Origin of the sequence: Streptomyces sp. NPDC020362 (genome assembly GCF_040642095.1) — a bacterium.
GTDB lineage: Bacteria > Actinomycetota > Actinomycetes > Streptomycetales > Streptomycetaceae > Streptomyces.
Genome location: NZ_JBFAET010000005.1, coordinates 1 through 17,702, shown reverse-complemented (window position 1 = coordinate 17,702; position 17,702 = coordinate 1). Strand labels below are relative to the sequence as shown.

The window sequence follows — 17,702 nt, the reverse complement described above, 5'->3', positions numbered from 1 at the left end:
AGCAATGACCCACCAGTGGCGCGGAATCATCGAGGAGTACCGGGACCGGCTGCCGGTGTCCGACACCACGCCGGTCGTGACACTCCGTGAGGGCGGCACGCCCCTCGTGCCTGCGCAGGTGCTCTCCGAGCGCACCGGCTGCGAGGTCCACCTCAAGGTCGAGGGCGCGAACCCGACCGGGTCCTTCAAGGACCGCGGCATGACCATGGCCATCTCCAAGGCCAAGGAGGAGGGCGCGAAGGCCGTCATCTGCGCCTCCACCGGCAACACCTCCGCCTCGGCCGCCGCCTACGCGGTGCGTGCGGGCATGGTGTCGGCCGTCCTCGTGCCGCAGGGCAAGATCGCGCTCGGCAAGATGGGCCAGGCCCTCGTGCACGGCGCGAAGATCCTCCAGGTCGACGGCAACTTCGACGACTGCCTCACGCTGGCCCGTGCGCTGAGCGAGAACTACCCGGTGGCGCTGGTCAATTCGGTCAACCCGGTGCGTATCGAGGGCCAGAAGACGGCCGCCTTCGAGATCGTGGACATGCTCGGCGACGCCCCCGACATCCACGTCCTGCCGGTCGGCAACGCCGGCAACATCACCGCCTACTGGAAGGGCTACAAGGAGTACGCCGCCGACGGCGTCTCCTCCAGGACCCCCCGGATGTGGGGCTTCCAGGCCTCCGGCAGCGCCCCGATCGTGCGCGGCGAGGTGGTCAAGGACCCCTCGACCATCGCCACCGCGATCCGCATCGGCAACCCGGCCTCCTGGCAGTACGCACTGGCGGCGCGGGACGAGTCCGGCGGTGCCATCGACGAGGTGACGGACCGTGAAATCCTGCGCGCCTACCGGCTGTTGGCCGCGCAGGAGGGTGTCTTCGTGGAGCCCGCCTCCGCCGCCTCCGTGGCCGGTCTGCTGAAGGCCGCCGAGCAGGGCAGGGTGGACCCGGGCCAGAAGATCGTGTGCACGGTCACCGGCAACGGCCTGAAGGACCCCGACTGGGCCGTCGCCGGCGCTCCGCAGCCGGTCACCGTCCCGGTCGACGCGGCCACCGCGGCCGAGCGCCTCGGCCTGGCCTGAGCCCCGGCCCCACCAGCCTGTGCAGGGCCGGGCCCTGAGCGGTCCGGCCCTGAGCAGCCCCGCCCCGGCAGGGGCAAACCCCGACGGGGTGCACAGGGGGCATACGACACGCATCGTGCGCCTCCTGTGCGCCCTATGTCGCCACAGAACCTTCCTTCGATAGGCTGTACTGAACCCGCCCACCGCATATGCCATCCGTGTGTGGCAGGGCGCCGCGCCGTCTTTGCGGCCCGACGGGTCTTCGTACGTCATCGAATGTCCATCGGATGTCCATCGAGTGTCATTCGACAATCACGCAGCTCAAGGAGAGTCAACGAGCGATGGCCGGTCCAGCGTTCCGCGCCGCCGCCGTCCGGGTGCGCGTTCCCGCCACCAGTGCCAATCTCGGCCCGGGCTTCGACGCCCTGGGCCTCGCGCTGGGGCTCTACGACGACGTGGTCGTCCGGGTGGCCGACTCCGGGCTGCACATCGACATCGCGGGTGAGGGCAGCGAGACCCTGCCCCGGGACGAGAGTCATCTGCTCGTCCGTTCCCTGCGCACCGCCTTCGATCTGCTGGGCGGACAGCCCCGCGGCCTGGAGATCGTCTGCGCCAACCGGATTCCGCACGGCCGGGGCCTGGGCTCCTCCTCGGCCGCCATCTGCGCCGGCATCGTCGCCGCCCGCGCGGTGACCATAGGCGGCGAGGCCCGGCTCGACGACGGCGCGCTGCTGGAGCTGGCCACCGAGATCGAGGGGCACCCGGACAACGTGGCGGCCTGCCTGCTGGGCGGCTTCACCCTCTCCTGGATGGAGGCCGGCGCCGCCCGGGCGATCAGGATGGAGCCGAACGATTCCATCGTTCCGGTGGTTTTCGTGCCCGGAAAGCCGGTCCTGACCGAGACTGCGCGCGGCCTGCTCCCGCGCACCGTGCCGCACGTCGACGCCGCCACCAACGCGGGCCGCGCCGCCCTGCTCGTCGAGGCCCTCACCCGGCGCCCCGAGCTGCTGCTGCCCGCCACCGAGGACCGCCTCCACCAGGAGTACCGCGCCCCGGCCATGCCGGAGAGCGCCGCGCTGGTGGAGCGGCTGCGGGCCGACGGGATCCCGGCCGTCATCTCGGGCGCCGGTCCCACCGTCATGGCCCTGGCCGACGCCGGCACCGCCGACAAGGTGGAGGCCCTCGCCGGCGCCGAGTGGGCCGCCAACCGGCTGAGTCTCGATGTGCAGGGAGCGAGCGTGCTGCCGCTTGCGACCTGACACACGGTTGCCGGATTTGGAGAGGGGGAATGTTTGTTGGATCCGGTAGTGTTAATCTCAAGTCTGCACCCGACCCCACCATGGCGAGGTGCCTCGTGTCCCCGTCCGGGACAGACCTTCTTCCGGGAGCCTCCCGAGCCACTCCGTGTTCCGTGCGCCGTACCTGGGCAGTACGTCGCATGCGGGCACTGAGCAGGACAGCGGGCACGCTCCGGAGCCGGTGCTACCACGCCACGTGACACTGGGTGCCACGGCTCGCGGAAGCGCCATCACCAGAAATCTGTTCCGCCGCTTTGGCGGACCACCGCCCCGGCACGGTTCACAGAGACAGGACCGTATCCGGACAGCACAACCGGTCGCCGAGCCAGACAGGCCGACGTCCGCTCCAGGGAAGGACCCTTCGTGAGCGACACCACCGATCTGATGGGCGCACGTGTCGAGGAGACCGCTGCCGCGCCCGCCACGGACGCCTCCGCGCCTGCCACCGGTGCCGGCTCCCGGCGGCGCCGCGGTACCGGCCTCGAGGGCATGGTGCTGGCCGAGCTGCAGCAGGTTGCCTCGGGCCTCGGCATCAGGGGCACCGCGCGCATGCGCAAGAGCCAGCTGATCGAGGTCATCAAGGAGGCGCAGGCCGGTGGGGGCGCTGCCCCCAAGGCCGAGGCCGCCACCGAGACCAAGCCCAAGCGCCGGGCCACCTCGAAGACCCGTACGGCCGAGGCCGCCGCCGAGAAGACGGCGGAGAAGGCCGCGGAGGCCCCCGCCGAGAAGGCCGTGGCCCAGCAGCAGATCGAGATCCCCGGCCAGCCGGCCAGCGACGACGCGCCGACCGAGCGCCGTCGCCGCCGCGCCACCGCCGAGGCGGGCAGCCCGGCCGCGGGCAGCGCCGAGACCGTCGTCGCCGAGGCCAAGAGCGAGGCCAAGGCCGAGACGCCCGCCCAGCAGCCGCAGCAGCAGGGCGAGGCCCGGGGCGACGCCGGTGACGGCGAGGGCCGTGGCCGCCGCGACCGCCGCGAGCGCGGCCGGGACCGCGAACGTGACCGCGACCGCCGGGGCAAGGGCGAAGAGCAGCAGGGCCAGGGCGGCCAGCGCCAGCAGGGCCAGCAGCAGGGCCAGCAGCAGGGCGGCGGCCGTCAGGACCGTAACGCCGGTCCGCAGGACGACGACGACTTCGAGGGCGGCCGCCGTGGCCGTCGCGGCCGCTACCGCGACCGTCGTGGCCGCCGTGGCCGCGACGAGATGGGTGCCGAGCCGCAGCTCGCCGAGGACGACGTCCTGATCCCCGTCGCGGGCATCCTCGACATCCTCGACAACTACGCGTTCATCCGGACCTCCGGCTACCTGCCCGGTCCGAACGACGTGTACGTCTCCCTCGCCCAGGTCCGCAAGAACGGCCTGCGCAAGGGCGACCACATCACCGGCGCGGTCCGCCAGCCCAAGGAAGGCGAGCGGCGCGAGAAGTTCAACGCGCTGGTCCGCCTGGACTCCGTCAACGGCATGGCGCCCGAACACGGCCGTGGCCGCCCGGAGTTCAACAAGCTGACCCCGCTCTACCCGCAGGACCGCCTCCGCCTGGAGACGGACCCGGGCGTGCTGACCACCCGCATCATCGACCTCGTGTCGCCGATCGGTAAGGGCCAGCGCGGTCTGATCGTGGCCCCGCCGAAGACCGGCAAGACCATGATCATGCAGGCGATCGCCAACGCGATCACCCACAACAACCCCGAGTGCCACCTGATGGTCGTCCTCGTCGACGAGCGTCCGGAAGAGGTCACCGACATGCAGCGGTCGGTGAAGGGCGAGGTCATCTCCTCGACCTTCGACCGCCCGGCCGAGGACCACACCACGGTCGCCGAGCTGGCCATCGAGCGCGCCAAGCGCCTGGTGGAGCTGGGCCACGACGTCGTCGTGCTGCTCGACTCGATCACGCGTCTGGGCCGTGCGTACAACCTGGCCGCGCCCGCCTCCGGCCGCATCCTGTCCGGTGGTGTCGACTCGACCGCCCTGTACCCGCCGAAGCGCTTCTTCGGTGCGGCCCGCAACATCGAGGACGGCGGCTCGCTGACCATTCTCGCCACCGCCCTGGTGGACACCGGGTCCCGCATGGACGAGGTGATCTTCGAGGAGTTCAAGGGCACCGGCAACGCCGAGCTCAAGCTCGACCGGAAGCTCGCCGACAAGCGCATCTTCCCGGCGGTGGACGTGGACGCGTCCGGCACCCGCAAGGAAGAGATCCTGCTCGGCAACGAGGAGCTGGCCGTCGTCTGGAAGCTGCGCCGGGTGCTGCACGCGCTCGACCAGCAGCAGGCGATCGAGCTGCTGCTCGACAAGATGAAGCAGACGAAGTCGAACGTCGAGTTCCTGATGCAGATTCAGAAGACGACGCCGACTCCGGGCAACGGTGACTGAGCACCGTTGAGGTGACTGTTGCCGGCCGGCCGCGCCCGCGCGGCGGAGCCGCACATTGAATACAGTCCCGCGCCCCCAGGGTGCCGAGGCCGCCCCCCGTCGAGAAGTGACGGGGGGCGGCCTTTTGGCGCTGAGAGGTACGGAGCGCAACACGCGCCCCTCCCGTCTCATCTCTCCCTGGGGAGACTCCCTTGCTCATGCCCCTGCCCGGGCGGCACAGACGGCGTATACGTCTTGCTCTGCCCCTCGGCGCCGCAGGTGTCGCCGCTGCCGTGACCGCGGCTCTCATGGCCACCTCCGCCGGTGCGGCCACCGTGCTGCCGAAGCCGAGCGCCGCCCCTGTCATCAGCCAGCCCTCCCGGGCCACCCTGGACAAGCGGATCGCGGGTGCCCTCGGTGCCGACAGGCCGGCCGCCACCAGCAGCAGCGGATCCGCCGTATCACCGAAGATCATCGGTGGCACCGAGACCACCATCTCCTCGGCGCCCTGGATGGCCCAGCTCTGGTACTACGACGACAGGAACACCACCGACACCAGCGACGACGTGAGCTTCTTCTGCGGTGGCTCGGTCGTCTCGCCGACGAAGATCCTGACCGCCGCCCACTGCGTCAGGGACGAGAACAAGGACTACAACTGGCAGGCCCACGGCACCGTCGTCACGGGCACCGACCAATTGCCCACCACGGACTCCACCGGCACCACGGACCTGCACGGCGGCCAGGCCACGGCCGTGCTGCGCCAGTGGTGGCAGCCGGGGTACGACCCGGTGGACAAGGAGGAGGGGAAGAACGGGGACGACCTCGCCCTGCTCACCCTGGCCGTCCCGGTCAAGGCCACGCCGATCCGCATGGTCACCTCCGGCGACACCGCGTCGTACGCGGCCGGCACCAGCGCCAAGGTCTACGGCTGGGGCCGTACCAGCTCCACCAGCCAGGACATCTCCCAGACGCTGAAGACGACCGCGCTGACCCTGCACTCCGACAGCACCTGCTCCGGCGTCTACGGCTCGGCCTTCGTCGCGGGGCGCATGGTCTGCGCGGGCACGCAGAGCGGGAGCGACACCGGTACCAGCGCGACGTGCAACGGCGACTCCGGCGGCCCGCTCGTGGTCGGCGGCCGGATCGCCGGAGTGGTCTCCTGGGGCATCAAGGACTGCGTGGAGAAGGGTTACTACAGCGTCTTCACCAAGGTCGGCGCCTACGTCAGCTCGGCCTATCACCAGATCGACGACACCAACCTGAGCCTCTTCAACAACAAGCCGGACGGCAAGGCCGACATCTTCGTGCGGGCCTCCTCCGGCAAGACCGGCTACGAGAAGGACTCCAGCGGCACCTCGTTCGGCACCCGGTCCTCCTGGGGCGACTGGAGCGGCGCCAACCTGGTCCTGCAGACCGACCTCGACCGGGACGGCTACCAGGACCTCGTGTACCGGGTCGGCTCCACCGGTGACGTCTACTGGGAGCACTTCGTGCTCAACAGCGCCCGCACGAGCGGCTCCTGGACCGACACGAAGATCTTCAGCGGCTGGAAGACCCGCACCCGGATCATCGCCCCGGGCGACGTCACCGGCGACTACCTGCCCGACATCCTGTCCGTCGACTCCGCCGGCGCGCTGTGGATCTACCCGGGCAAGGGCAACGGCACCTTCGGCTCGCGCGTGGAGGTCGGCACCGGCTGGAACCAGTACAACTCGGTTCGCGGCCACGGGGACTTCACCGGCGACGGCAAGGCCGACCTGATCGCCCGCAAGTCCGGCAGCGACGACCTGTACCTGTACAAGGGCACCGGCACGTCCGGCTCGGGCGCCTTCTCCGCCCGCGTCAAGGTGCGCAGCGCCTGGACCGGCTACAACGCCTTCGACGCGGTCGGCGATGTGAGCGGCGACGGCTCGGCCGACTTCCTGGCGCGCACCCCGGGCGGCACGCTCTACCTGTACAAGGGCACCGGCAAGGCGACCAGCGAGATCTTTGCCACACGTGTCTCGATCGGTACCGGCTTCCAGCAATACGACCTGTTCGGCTGAAATCGCAGGTGAGCAGAGGATCGTCCCGTTTGGGCGACTACGCACGGTGCCCATCGCTGTACGCGGTGGGCACCGTGCGTTGTGCAACCCTGTGCCGAGTTTCTCCGTCTGACCCGACAGAGCGACGATGGTGCGGTGATGACCGCACCCGACCCTGACAGCAGGGGGTAACCGACCGGACGAGACCTAGGAGTGATGTGTCCGCCGAGAGCACGCCGGAGCCCGGCATACCGGAGTCGACCACCATCGGCACTTCCGGTCGTGGCAAGGGCCGCCGCCGCAGGCCCCGCAGCAAGGGCCGCCAGGCCCTGCGGGTCACGGCCTGGACGGCCGCGGGCGTGGTCGTGCTGGGCGGTACGGGCCTCGGATACGTCTACTTCAAGCTCAACGGCAACATCAAGAGCGTCGACATCAACCAGGCACTCGGTGCCGACCGTCCGATGAAGGTCGACAACGGCTCGCAGAACATCCTCGTCCTGGGCTCGGACTCGCGCTCCGGCAGCAACAAGGAGCTCGGCGGCGGCACCGACGACGGCAGCGCCCGCTCCGACACGGCGATGATCGTCCACGTCTACAAGGGCCACAAGAAGGCCGCCGTGGTCTCCGTCCCGCGGGACACCCTCATCGACCGCCCCTCCTGCACGGACACCAAGGGCCACGCGTACCCGGCGGCGTCGGGCGTGATGTTCAATTCGGCCTACTCCACCGGTGGCGCCGCCTGTGCCGTGAAGACGGTCGAGTCCCTCACGGGCATCCGCATGGACCACTATCTGGAGGTCGACTTCGCGGGCTTCCAGAAGCTCATCGACGACCTCGGCGGGGTGCAGGTCACCACGACCAAGAACATCGCCGACCCGCAGAGCCACCTGAACCTCAAGGCCGGCACCCACACGCTGAACGGGAAGCAGTCCCTCGGCCTGGTCCGCACCCGGCACGGCGTCGGCGACGGCTCCGACCTCGGGCGCATCCAACTCCAGCAGGCCTTCATCAAGGCGCTGCTCGACCAGGTCAAGCAGGTCGGCGTCCTCAGCAGCCCCAAGAAGCTGTACGACCTCGCCGACACCGCCACCAAGACCGTCACCACCGACTCCGACCTCGGCTCGGTCAATGCCCTCGCCGACTTCGCGAACGGCCTGAAGGGCATCGGCTCGTCCCACATGAAGATGGTGACGATGCCGGTGCAGTACGACCCGGCGAACCCCAACCGGGTCCTCCTGGAGAAGTCCAAGGCCCGGTTGATCTGGACCGCCCTGAAGAACGACGGCCCGATCCCGAAGTCGGCGACCGAAGGCACGGCCACGGGCGAAGCCAAGGGCGTGGTCAGCGCCCCGTGAGGGGCGCGCGGCCGTATCGATGTGCGGCTCCGCCGCGCGGCCGCGACAAGCCGCAACGGATTGCGCACCCGCCCACGATGGTCAAGCGGCACCCCTCTGGGGCGCACCAGGAATAGAACAGCCGCACCCCCGGTTTTGGGGGATGGCGCCAGTCCTGGCAGACTGGTACGTCGGCTCCGGTTCACGCTTCCGCATCCCGTGGCAGCGACCCGGCGCCCTCCCGAAACCTAGGAGACACCTTGAAGCGCGACATCCACCCCGCGTACGTCGAGACGCAGGTCAGCTGCACCTGCGGTGCGTCGTTCACCACCCGTAGCACCATCGAGTCCGGCACCATCCGGGCCGAGGTCTGCTCCGAGTGCCACCCGTTCTACACGGGTAAGCAGAAGATCCTCGACACCGGTGGCCGTGTGGCCCGCTTCGAGGCCCGCTTCGGCAAGGCTGCCGCCGGCTCCAAGAAGTAGCGAGCCCGATTTCGCCGGTCCACGGCCACGCCCTCACGGGGGTGTGCCCGGGACCGGCGTTTTTGGTCGCCCGCCAGCCGTTCACCCGCAGTATCAGGAGCCGAAAGATGTTCGAGGCCGTCGAGGAGCTCGTCGCAGAGCACGCCGATCTGGAGAAGAAGCTCGCCGATCCGTCGGTCCACGCCGACCAGGCGAACGCGCGCAAGCTGAACAAGCGCTATGCCGAGCTGACCCCGATCGTCGCCACGTACCGCTCCTGGAAGCAGTCCGGCGACGACATCGAGACCGCACGTGAGCTTGCCGCCGACGACCCCGACTTCGCGGCCGAGGTCAAGGACCTGGAGAAGCAGCGCGAGGAGCAGACCGAGAAGCTGCGCCTCCTGCTGGTCCCGCGCGACCCGAGTGACGACAAGGACGTCATTCTGGAGATCAAGGCGGGCGCCGGCGGTGACGAGTCCGCGCTGTTCGCCGGTGACCTGCTGCGCATGTACCTGCGCTATGCCGAGCGCGTCGGCTGGAAGACCGAGATCATCGACGCCACCGAGTCCGAGCTGGGCGGGTACAAGGACGTCCAGGTCGCCGTGAAGACCAAGGGCGGCCAGGGTGCCACCGAGCCCGGCCAGGGCGTGTGGGCCCGGCTGAAGTACGAGGGCGGTGTGCACCGCGTGCAGCGCGTGCCGGCCACCGAGTCCCAGGGCCGTATCCACACCTCCGCGGCCGGTGTCCTCGTCACCCCCGAGGCCGAGGAGGTGGACGTCGAGATCAACCCGAACGACCTCCGCATCGACGTCTACCGGTCCTCCGGCCCGGGCGGCCAGTCGGTCAACACCACCGACTCCGCGGTGCGCATCACGCACCTGCCGACCGGAGTCGTCGCCTCCTGCCAGAACGAGAAGAGCCAGCTGCAGAACAAGGAGCAGGCTCTGCGTATCCTGCGCTCCAGGCTGCTTGCCGCGGCGCAGGAGGAGGCCGAGCGGGAGGCCGCCGACGCCCGCCGCAGCCAGGTCCGCACCGTCGACCGCTCCGAGAAGATCCGCACCTACAACTTCCCGGAGAACCGCATCTCGGACCACCGGGTCGGCTTCAAGGCGTACAACCTGGACCAGGTCCTGGACGGCGACCTCGCCGCGGTCATCCAGGCCTGCGTCGACGCCGACTCGGCGGCGAAGCTGGCAGCTGCATAAAGGCACGTACGAGTACCACACGGAGGACTTGCGTGAACCTGCTGCTCGCAGAGGTGGCACAGGCCACCCAGCGGCTGGCCGACGCCGGCGTGCCCTCGCCGCGCAACGACGCGGAGGAGCTCGCCGCGTTCGTGCACGGCGTGAAGCGGGGCGCGCTGCACTCCGTGAAGGACTCCGACTTCGACGCCCGCTACTGGGAGGTCATCGCCCGGCGTGAGCAGCGCGAGCCGCTGCAGCACATCACCGGGCGGGCCTACTTCCGGTATCTGGAGCTGCAGGTCGGGCCGGGCGTCTTCGTGCCCCGGCCCGAGACCGAGTCCGTGGTCGGCTGGGCCATAGACGCCGTGCGTGCCATGGACGTGGTCGAGCCGTGCATCGTCGACCTGTGCACCGGCTCCGGCGCCATTGCGCTCGCCCTCGCCCAGGAGGTCCCGCGCTCCCGGGTGCACGCCGTGGAGCTGTCCGAGGACGCCCTGGTGTGGACCCGCAAGAACGTGGCGGGCTCCAGGGTCGACCTGCGCCAGGGCGATGCCCTGACCGCCTTCCCGGACCTCGACGGCCAGGTCGACCTGGTCATCTCCAACCCGCCGTACATCCCGCTCACCGAGTGGGAGTACGTCGCCCCGGAGGCCCGCGACTACGACCCGGAGCTGGCGCTGTTCTCCGGTGAGGACGGCCTCGACCTCATCCGTGGCATCGAGCGCACCGCGCACCGGCTGCTGCGCCCCGGCGGGGTCGTCGTCATCGAGCACGCAGACACCCAGGGCGGCCAGGTGCCGTGGATCTTCACCGAGGAGCGGGGCTGGGCCGACGCGGCCGACCACCCCGACCTCAACAACCGCCCCCGGTTCGCGACCGCCCGCAAGGCGCTGCCGTGAGCACCCCGACGACCTACACCCCGCAGTACGTGTACGAGGAGGCCAGCTAGATGGCACGGCGATACGACACCAACGACGCGACCGACCGCGCGACGGGTCTGCGCGAGGCCGCGTCCGCCGTCCGCCGGGGCGAGCTGGTGGTGCTGCCGACCGACACGGTGTACGGCATCGGCGCCGACGCGTTCTCCTCGGAGGCCGTCGCCGACCTGCTCGCCGCCAAGGGCCGGGGCCGCAACATGCCCACTCCCGTCCTCATCGGCTCCCCGAACACCCTGCACGGCCTCGTCACGGACTTCTCCGAGCTGGCCTGGGAGCTGGTCGACGCGTTCTGGCCGGGCGCCCTGACGCTGGTCGCCAGGCACCAGCCGTCCCTGCAGTGGGACCTGGGCGACACCCGTGGCACGGTTGCCGTGCGCATGCCACTGCACCCCGTCGCGATCGAGCTGCTCACCGAGGTCGGCCCCATGGCCGTGTCGTCGGCGAACCTCACCGGCCACCCGGCCCCGGAGGACTGCGACGCCGCCCAGCAGATGCTCGGCGACTCCGTCTCCGTCTACCTCGACGGCGGCCCGACCCCGGGCATCGTGCCGTCGTCCATCGTCGACGTCTCCGGCCCGGTGCCGGTGCTGCTGCGCGAGGGCGCGATCTCCCCGGACGAGCTGAGGAAGGTCGTACCCGACCTCGAGGTGGCGAATTGACGGCCCCTGAGGCGGGGCGTGGCATAGACAACGGGGAACGGGCGGCGGAGCAGACGACGACGTTCGGGTTCCCGCGTGACACGTTCCGCATCCTGCACGTCAGCACCGGCAACGTGTGCCGCTCGCCCATCACCGAGCGCCTGACCCGCCATTTCGTGACGGAGCGCCTCGGCGTGCTCGGCGGTGGGCTGGTCGTGGAGAGCGCGGGCACCTGGGGCCACGAGGGCGCGCCCATGGAGGCCAACGCGGAGCGGGTGCTGGCCGACTTCGGCGCGGACGCCTCCGGGTTCGTCGGCCGGGAGCTGCTCGACGAACACGTGATCATGGCCGACCTCGTGCTGACGGCCACGCGCGACCACCGGGCCCAGGTGATCTCGATGGGGCACTCGGCGGGGCTGCGGACGTTCACCCTGAAGGAGTTCACCCGGCTGGTCCGCGCGATAGATCCGGCCACGCTGCCGCCGCTGGAGGACGGTGTGGTCGCGCGTGCGCGCGCGCTGGTCCGGGCTGCCGCGGCGCTGCGCGGATGGCTGCTGGCGCCCACCGCCGAGGCGGACGAGGTGTACGACCCCTACGGCGCGCCGCTGCCGTTCTTCCGCTCGGTCGGGGACGAGATACACCAGGCGCTGGATCCGGTGGTGACGGCGCTCACCGGCGTACCCGCACGGGCCTGACACCGCGCACCCCACCCGCCCCGGGCCTACATTGGACCTACGTCACCGTGGCGAGCGATCCCAAGGGGTGCGCCGGTGGTGGGCGGGCGAACGCGCGCAGGCCCGGAGGGCCGAGCACGATCACCCGCCCGGCACGGGCTGCGGCGCCCCGGAGGTGAACCGCCGTCGAACACGACCGCCCGGAGCCCGTCATGTCGGTCACACCCGTCCTAGAGACCGATGTCCTGCGGCGGCAGGACCCGGAGCTGGCCGAGATCCTGCAGGGGGAGCTGGAGCGGCAGTCGACGACGCTCCAGCTGATCGCCGCCGAGAACTTCACGTCGCCGGCCGTGCTCAGCGTCCTCGGCTCGGCGCTCGCCAACAAGTACGCCGAGGGCTATCCCGGCGCCCGGCACCACGGCGGCTGCGAACTGGTCGACGTCGCCGAACGCCTCGCGGTGGAGCGGGCCAAGGACCTCTTCGGTGCCGAACACGCCAACGTCCAGGCCCACTCGGGTTCTTCGGCCGTCCTGGCCGCCTATGCCGCCCTGCTGCGCCCCGGCGACACCGTCCTCGCGCTCGGGCTGCCGCACGGCGGTCATCTCACCCACGGCTCGCCCGCGAACTTCTCCGGCCGCTGGTTCGACTTCGTCGGGTACGGCGTGGACGCCGAGACCGGGCTCGTCGACCACGACCAGGTGCGTCACCTGGCCCGCAACCACCGGCCCAAGGCCATCGTGTGCGGCTCCATCGCCTACCCCCGCCACTTCGACCACGCCTTCTTCCGCGAGGTCGCCGACGAGGTCGGCGCCTATCTGATCGCCGACGCGGCGCATCCGATCGGCCTGGTGGCCGGGGGAGCGGCGCCCAGCCCGGTGCCGTACGCGGACGTGGTGTGCGCCACCACCCACAAGGTGCTGCGCGGCCCGCGCGGCGGGATGATCCTGTGCGGGAGCGAACTGGCCGAGCGCGTGGACCGGGCGGTCTTCCCGTTCACCCAGGGCGGCGCCCAGATGCACACCATCGCCGCCAAGGCCGTCGCGTTCGGCGAGGCGGCAACACCGGCGTTCGGCGCGTACGCCCATCAGGTGGTCGACAATGCCCGGACTCTCGCAGGTCACCTGGGAGCCGAGGGGCTCGCGGTCACCACCGGCGGCACGGACACCCACCTGATCACCGTGGACCCGGCCCCGCTCGGCGTGGACGGGCGCGCCGCGCGCGGCCGGCTCGCCGCCGCCGGGATCGTCCTGGACTGCTGTGTGCTGCCGCACGGCGACGGCCGGGGGCTGCGCCTGGGCACGGCGGCGGTGACCACCCAGGGCATGGGGCGGCCGGAGATGGCCCGGATCGCCGCGCTGCTGGCGGCCGTCCTGCGGGGCGAGAGGGAGCCGGCCGCGGCGCGGGACGAGGTACGCGAGCTGACCGGCGGCTTTCCGCCGTATCCCCGCTGAGAGGGGGTAGGCGGACGTCCGTACAGCCGGATGTGACCGTCGTGCACAGCCACACGTGCAACCATCGTCGCTACCCGGAAGTCCTCATCCATAAGCATCCGTCGCTAGGGTGTGGGGCTGTGATGGCCAGCGAGACCTGTGGGGAAGCCCGTGCGTGAATACCTGCTGACGCTCTGCATCACGGCCGCGGTGACGTATCTGCTGACAGGGCCGGTACGGAAATTCGCGATCGTGGCCGGAGCCATGCCGGAGATCCGGGCACGTGACGTGCACCGGGAACCCACTCCGCGCCTCGGCGGGATCGCCATGTTCTTCGGCCTGTGCGCGGGCCTGCTGGTCGCGGACCACCTCACCAACCTCAACGAGGTCTTCGCCAAGTCCAACGAGCCGCGGGCGCTGCTGTCCGGGGCCGCCCTGATCTGGCTGATCGGCGTCCTGGACGACAAGTTCGAGATCGACGCGCTGATCAAGCTGGGCGGCCAGATGATCGCCGCGGGCGTCATGGTCATGCAGGGCCTGACGATCCTGTGGCTGCCCATCCCGGGCGTCGGCAACGTGGCGCTGACCCAGTGGCAGGGCACCCTGCTGACGGTGGCCCTCGTGGTCATCACGATCAACGCGGTGAACTTCGTGGACGGCCTGGACGGTCTCGCGGCGGGCATGGTGTGCATCGCCGCGGGCGCGTTCTTCCTGTACTCGTACCGCATCTGGTACTCGTACGGCATCGAGGCAGCCGCTCCGGCGACCCTCTTCGCGGCGATCCTGATGGGCATGTGCCTGGGCTTCCTGCCGCACAACATGCATCCCGCGCGGATCTTCATGGGCGACTCGGGCTCGATGCTGATCGGCCTCGTCCTGGCGGCAGGCGCGATCTCGATCACGGGCCAGGTGGACCCGGACGCGCTGGCCCTGTTCACGGGTTCGGAGAAGGCGGCGGTGCACCAGACGGTGCCCGTGTACATCCCGCTGCTGCTGCCGCTGACGATCATCGCGGTGCCGGCCGCCGACCTGGTGCTGGCCATCGTGCGCCGTACCTGGCGCGGCCAGTCGCCGTTCGCCGCGGACCGCGGCCACCTGCACCACCGGCTCCTGGAGATCGGCCACTCGCACAGCAGGGCGGTGCTGATCATGTACTTCTGGTCGGCACTGATCGGCTTCGGGGCGCTGGCGTACTCGGTCAACTCGGCGTCGATGTGGATCGTGCTCGGGGTGGTCTTCCTCAGCGCGATCGGGCTGGTCCTGCTGCTGCTCCCGCGCTTCACCCCGCGCGTACCGGCCTGGGCACAGCACTTCGTCCCCCCGCGCTACCGCAGGCGCCGTCGGGCCGCCGAACTGCCGGCCGAAGCCGTCGGAACGGTCGATCACGAGGCCCCGGCGGACGAGGAGCGGGCCCCCGTCACCGCTGGTGCGACAGGCGTCAACGGTGCGACTGCCATCGGCCCCCGTTCGCGTATCGGCAAGGCCACAAGGTAAGAATCTGACGAGAGCGTTACCAAGTCGTGGGGGAGCAAAGACCCCCAATACCAGACAAGTGGGCTCGGTTTTTGCACAGACGGGCACTGTCACTCTCATGTGTGACAGCAAGCACACTTAGCAGGTAAAGACCTCATCAAATAGTTTGTGATACGGTTCACGAGAACCCCGGATAGAGCCGAAGGACCGTAGTGCGACGGTCCATTGGTGTGAGGTCTCGATCACTCAGCCCGGGACTACGCTCGTCCATGACGACACCCTGCCCCCCTGTGAAAGCGGAGTTGCCGCCATGCCGTCCAATGACGTCCGGATCCTGGCCCAAGCCGCCGTACCCACGGCTGCCGTCGGCGCGCTTGCCGCCGTCGTCAGCGGTGTGGTCGCGGGCGGCAAGGGAGCGATCGGAGCCGTTGTTGCGACGCTGATCGTGATCCTCTTCATGGGGCTCGGCCTGTACGTCCTGCAGCGCACTGCCAAATCGCTTCCGCATCTGTTCCAGGCCATGGGGCTGATGCTCTATGCGGCGCAGATCCTGCTGCTGTTCGTCTTCGTGGCCGTCTTCAAGCACACCACGCTGTTCAACCCCAAAGCCTTCGCGCTCACGCTCGTCGCCGGCACCCTCACCTGGATCGCCGCGCAGACGCGTGCGCACATGAAGTCCAAGATCCTGTACGTCGAACCCGATTCGACCCCGTCCTCCCACGACGGCAAGCCCCACAAGTCGGGGCACTCGTCGTGAGAGGTAGGGCCGGGATAAAGACGCATGAGAGATCCTGCTATCGTCCGGTGCCAACTGCGGCATCGCGGGCGCGGGCATCCGAGCTGACGCCTGCTCAATCGCGAGGCGAGATGCCCCCCAGCCGCCCCACCATCCGTAACACCAGTCCCGTGCCGAACTGCGGCCTCACGCCGCGCCGACACAACGAGGTTGCCGTACCTATGCGCCACGCTGAAGGAGCCCGCGGTGAGTGCTGACCCGACGCAGACGCTCGCTTTCGACTCGAGCTGCCACCTGTTCGACGGGTGTGGTTTCGACAACGTCGCTCCGGGCCTGCACTCGTTCCTCTTCGAGCCGCTCTGGGGTAACGCAGACGGCAACGGCCTCTACTTCAACAAGCCGATGCTGCTGGCCCTGCTGGGCTCCATCATCGTGGTGGGCTTCTTCTGGGCCGCGTTCGCCAGGCCCAAGGTCGTCCCGGGCAAGCTCCAGATGGTCGCCGAGGCGGGCTACGACTTCGTCCGCACCGGCATCGTCTACCAGACGCTCGGCAAGCGCGAGGGCGAGAAGTACGTCCCGCTGGCCGTGTCGCTGTTCTTCTTCATCTGGATGATGAACCTCTGGTCGATCATTCCGGTCGCCCAGTTCCCGGTGACGTCGATCATCGCGTACCCGATCGTGCTCGCCGCGATCGTCTACATCACCTGGGTCACGCTGACGTTCAAGCGTCAGGGCTTCGTCGGCTTCTTCAAGAACGTCACCGGCTACGACAAGTCGCTGGGAGCGGTGCTGCCGCTGTCGATGACCATCGAGTTCTTCTCGAACCTGCTGGTCCGCCCGTTCACGCACGCGGTGCGACTCTTCGCGAACATGTTCGCCGGTCACACCCTGCTGGTGCTCTTCACGGTCGCCAGCTGGTACATGCTCAACGGCATCGGCATCGCGTACTCGGCCGTCTCGTTCGTCATGGTCATCATCATGACCGCCTTCGAGCTCTTCATCCAGGCCGTTCAGGCGTACGTGTTCGTCCTCCTGACCTGCACCTTCATCCAGGGCGCGCTCGCCGAGCACCACTGAGCACCGCCTCCACCCCCCAAGAGACATCCGGTGGCCAACCCCCACCGGTTACTGAAAGAGAAGGAAGAACCGGCATGTCCGCTCTCCAGTCCCTTGCCGCCGGCGTCCAGGGCAACATCGGCTCCATCGGGTACGGCCTCGCTGCGATCGGCCCGGGCGTCGGCGTCGGCATCATCTTCGGTAACGGCACCCAGGCCCTCGCCCGCCAGCCCGAGGCGGCCGGTCTGATCCGTGCCAACCAGATCCTCGGCTTCGCGTTCTGTGAGGCGCTGGCCCTTATCGGCCTCGTCATGCCGTTCGTCTACTAAGACGAACGTCAGCGACAGCCCCATTCGACGAAAGGCACTGAGATGACCCACGCATGGGTTCAGTTTGCGGCGGAGAAGGAGAACCCCCTCATTCCGCCGTGGCCGGAGCTCGTCATCGGCCTGATCGCCTTCGTCATCGTCTTCGGCTTCCTCGCCAAGAAGCTTCTTCCGACCATCAACAAGGTCCTGGAAGAGCGTCGCGAGGCCATCGAGGGCGGTATCGAGAAGGCCGAGGCCGCGCAGACCGAGGCCCAGAGCGTCCTTGAGCAGTACAAGGCCCAGCTCGCCGAAGCCCGGCACGAGGCCGCGCGCCTGCGCCAGGAGGCGCAGGAGCAGGGTGCCGCGCTCATCGCCGAGATGCGGGCGGAGGGCCAGCGCCAGCGCGAGGAGATCGTCGCCGCCGGTCACACCCAGATCGCGGCCGACCGCAACGCCGCTGCTCAGTCGCTGCGGCAGGACGTCGGCAGGCTCGCCACCGACCTGGCCGGCAAGCTCGTCGGCGAGTCCCTCGAGGACCACGCCCGCCAGAGCCGTGTGATCGACCGCTTCCTCGACGAGCTCGAGGAGAAGGCCGAGGCCACGCGATGAACGGAGCGAGCCGCGAGGCCCTGGCAGCCGCACGTGAGCGTCTCGACGCGCTGACGGACTCCACGTCCGTGGACGCCGCGCAGCTCGCGGACGAGCTGGCGGCCGTCACCGCGCTGCTCGACCGCGAGGCCGGCCTGCGCCGGGTTCT

16 protein-coding genes and 1 pseudogene are annotated in these 17,702 nt (G+C 69.7%); all 17 read left to right on the top strand.

What is annotated here, in order from left to right:
- Nucleotides 1-4 precede the first annotated feature (4 nt).
- Entirely contained in the window at nucleotides 5-1,063 is a 1,059-nt protein-coding gene (thrC, locus tag AB0H32_RS03645) for a threonine synthase (protein ID WP_361113614.1), read from the top strand.
- Between the two features lie 320 nt (nucleotides 1,064-1,383).
- The gene (gene thrB, locus AB0H32_RS03640) at nucleotides 1,384-2,301 is read left to right on the top strand and encodes a homoserine kinase (RefSeq protein ID WP_361113612.1); all 918 of its coding nucleotides are present in this window, start codon (nucleotides 1,384-1,386) and stop codon (nucleotides 2,299-2,301) included.
- A 402-nt stretch (nucleotides 2,302-2,703) separates the two neighbouring features.
- Nucleotides 2,704-4,707: a transcription termination factor Rho gene (rho, locus tag AB0H32_RS03635; protein ID WP_361113609.1), complete on the top strand. Its 2,004-nt coding sequence runs from the start codon at nucleotides 2,704-2,706 to the stop codon at nucleotides 4,705-4,707.
- Between the two features lie 197 nt (nucleotides 4,708-4,904).
- Nucleotides 4,905-6,731, top strand: a complete 1,827-nt coding sequence (locus AB0H32_RS03630) for a trypsin-like serine protease (RefSeq protein WP_361113964.1) — start codon at nucleotides 4,905-4,907, stop codon at nucleotides 6,729-6,731.
- A gap of 197 nt (nucleotides 6,732-6,928) precedes the next feature.
- On the top strand, nucleotides 6,929-8,065 hold the full coding sequence (locus AB0H32_RS03625; RefSeq protein WP_361113606.1) for an LCP family protein: 1,137 nt from the start codon (nucleotides 6,929-6,931) through the stop codon (nucleotides 8,063-8,065).
- A 239-nt stretch (nucleotides 8,066-8,304) separates the two neighbouring features.
- Nucleotides 8,305-8,529, top strand: coding sequence for a 50S ribosomal protein L31 (gene rpmE, locus AB0H32_RS03620; RefSeq protein ID WP_014675000.1), 225 nt, complete (start codon nucleotides 8,305-8,307; stop codon nucleotides 8,527-8,529).
- A 107-nt stretch (nucleotides 8,530-8,636) separates the two neighbouring features.
- Nucleotides 8,637-9,713, top strand: a complete 1,077-nt coding sequence (gene prfA / locus AB0H32_RS03615; RefSeq protein WP_361113602.1) for a peptide chain release factor 1 — start codon at nucleotides 8,637-8,639, stop codon at nucleotides 9,711-9,713.
- Between the two features lie 32 nt (nucleotides 9,714-9,745).
- A complete protein-coding gene (gene prmC, locus AB0H32_RS03610) occupies nucleotides 9,746-10,591 on the top strand; it encodes a peptide chain release factor N(5)-glutamine methyltransferase (RefSeq protein ID WP_359071807.1) in 846 nt (281 codons plus the stop codon).
- 50 nt (nucleotides 10,592-10,641) lie between these two features.
- Nucleotides 10,642-11,289, top strand: coding sequence for an L-threonylcarbamoyladenylate synthase (locus AB0H32_RS03605; RefSeq protein WP_361113599.1), 648 nt, complete (start codon nucleotides 10,642-10,644; stop codon nucleotides 11,287-11,289).
- Nucleotides 11,286-11,963 carry a protein-tyrosine-phosphatase gene (locus AB0H32_RS03600; protein ID WP_361113596.1) on the top strand — a complete coding sequence of 226 codons (678 nt, stop codon included), beginning with the start codon at nucleotides 11,286-11,288 and terminating at the stop codon, nucleotides 11,961-11,963. Before AB0H32_RS03605 ends, AB0H32_RS03600 begins: the two co-directional genes overlap by 4 nt.
- A gap of 191 nt (nucleotides 11,964-12,154) precedes the next feature.
- Nucleotides 12,155-13,393 (top strand): serine hydroxymethyltransferase, encoded by a 1,239-nt coding sequence (glyA, locus tag AB0H32_RS03595; protein ID WP_361113593.1) that lies wholly within the window; start codon nucleotides 12,155-12,157, stop codon nucleotides 13,391-13,393.
- A gap of 150 nt (nucleotides 13,394-13,543) precedes the next feature.
- Complete coding sequence (locus tag AB0H32_RS03590) at nucleotides 13,544-14,866, top strand: MraY family glycosyltransferase (RefSeq protein ID WP_361113590.1); 1,323 nt, start codon at nucleotides 13,544-13,546, stop codon at nucleotides 14,864-14,866.
- A 289-nt stretch (nucleotides 14,867-15,155) separates the two neighbouring features.
- Complete coding sequence (locus tag AB0H32_RS03585) at nucleotides 15,156-15,602, top strand: hypothetical protein (protein ID WP_361113587.1); 447 nt, start codon at nucleotides 15,156-15,158, stop codon at nucleotides 15,600-15,602.
- 225 nt (nucleotides 15,603-15,827) lie between these two features.
- A complete protein-coding gene (gene atpB, locus AB0H32_RS03580; RefSeq protein ID WP_361113584.1) occupies nucleotides 15,828-16,658 on the top strand; it encodes a F0F1 ATP synthase subunit A in 831 nt (276 codons plus the stop codon).
- Between the two features lie 74 nt (nucleotides 16,659-16,732).
- Complete coding sequence (atpE, locus tag AB0H32_RS03575; protein WP_361113581.1) at nucleotides 16,733-16,966, top strand: ATP synthase F0 subunit C; 234 nt, start codon at nucleotides 16,733-16,735, stop codon at nucleotides 16,964-16,966.
- 42 nt (nucleotides 16,967-17,008) lie between these two features.
- Nucleotides 17,009-17,554: a F0F1 ATP synthase subunit B gene (locus AB0H32_RS03570; RefSeq protein ID WP_361113578.1), complete on the top strand. Its 546-nt coding sequence runs from the start codon at nucleotides 17,009-17,011 to the stop codon at nucleotides 17,552-17,554.
- A pseudogene (locus AB0H32_RS03565) lies at nucleotides 17,551-17,702 on the top strand (F0F1 ATP synthase subunit delta); the annotation flags it as partial. The gene AB0H32_RS03570 and the pseudogene AB0H32_RS03565, both read left to right, overlap by 4 nt.

Excerpts from the sequence above, each read along its gene's own strand:
- thrC (WP_361113614.1), top strand. The coding sequence starts at position 5 with ATGACCCACCAGTGGCGCGGAATCATCGAGGAGTACCGGGACCGGCTG.
- thrB (WP_361113612.1), top strand. The coding sequence starts at position 1,384 with ATGGCCGGTCCAGCGTTCCGCGCCGCCGCCGTCCGGGTGCGCGTTCCC.
- AB0H32_RS03630 (WP_361113964.1), top strand. The coding sequence starts at position 4,905 with ATGCCCCTGCCCGGGCGGCACAGACGGCGTATACGTCTTGCTCTGCCC.
- prfA (WP_361113602.1), top strand. The coding sequence starts at position 8,637 with ATGTTCGAGGCCGTCGAGGAGCTCGTCGCAGAGCACGCCGATCTGGAG.
- AB0H32_RS03605 (WP_361113599.1), top strand. The coding sequence starts at position 10,642 with ATGGCACGGCGATACGACACCAACGACGCGACCGACCGCGCGACGGGT.
- glyA (WP_361113593.1), top strand. The coding sequence starts at position 12,155 with ATGTCGGTCACACCCGTCCTAGAGACCGATGTCCTGCGGCGGCAGGAC.
- AB0H32_RS03585 (WP_361113587.1), top strand. The coding sequence starts at position 15,156 with ATGCCGTCCAATGACGTCCGGATCCTGGCCCAAGCCGCCGTACCCACG.
- atpE (WP_361113581.1), top strand. The coding sequence starts at position 16,733 with ATGTCCGCTCTCCAGTCCCTTGCCGCCGGCGTCCAGGGCAACATCGGC.
- AB0H32_RS03570 (WP_361113578.1), top strand. The coding sequence starts at position 17,009 with ATGACCCACGCATGGGTTCAGTTTGCGGCGGAGAAGGAGAACCCCCTC.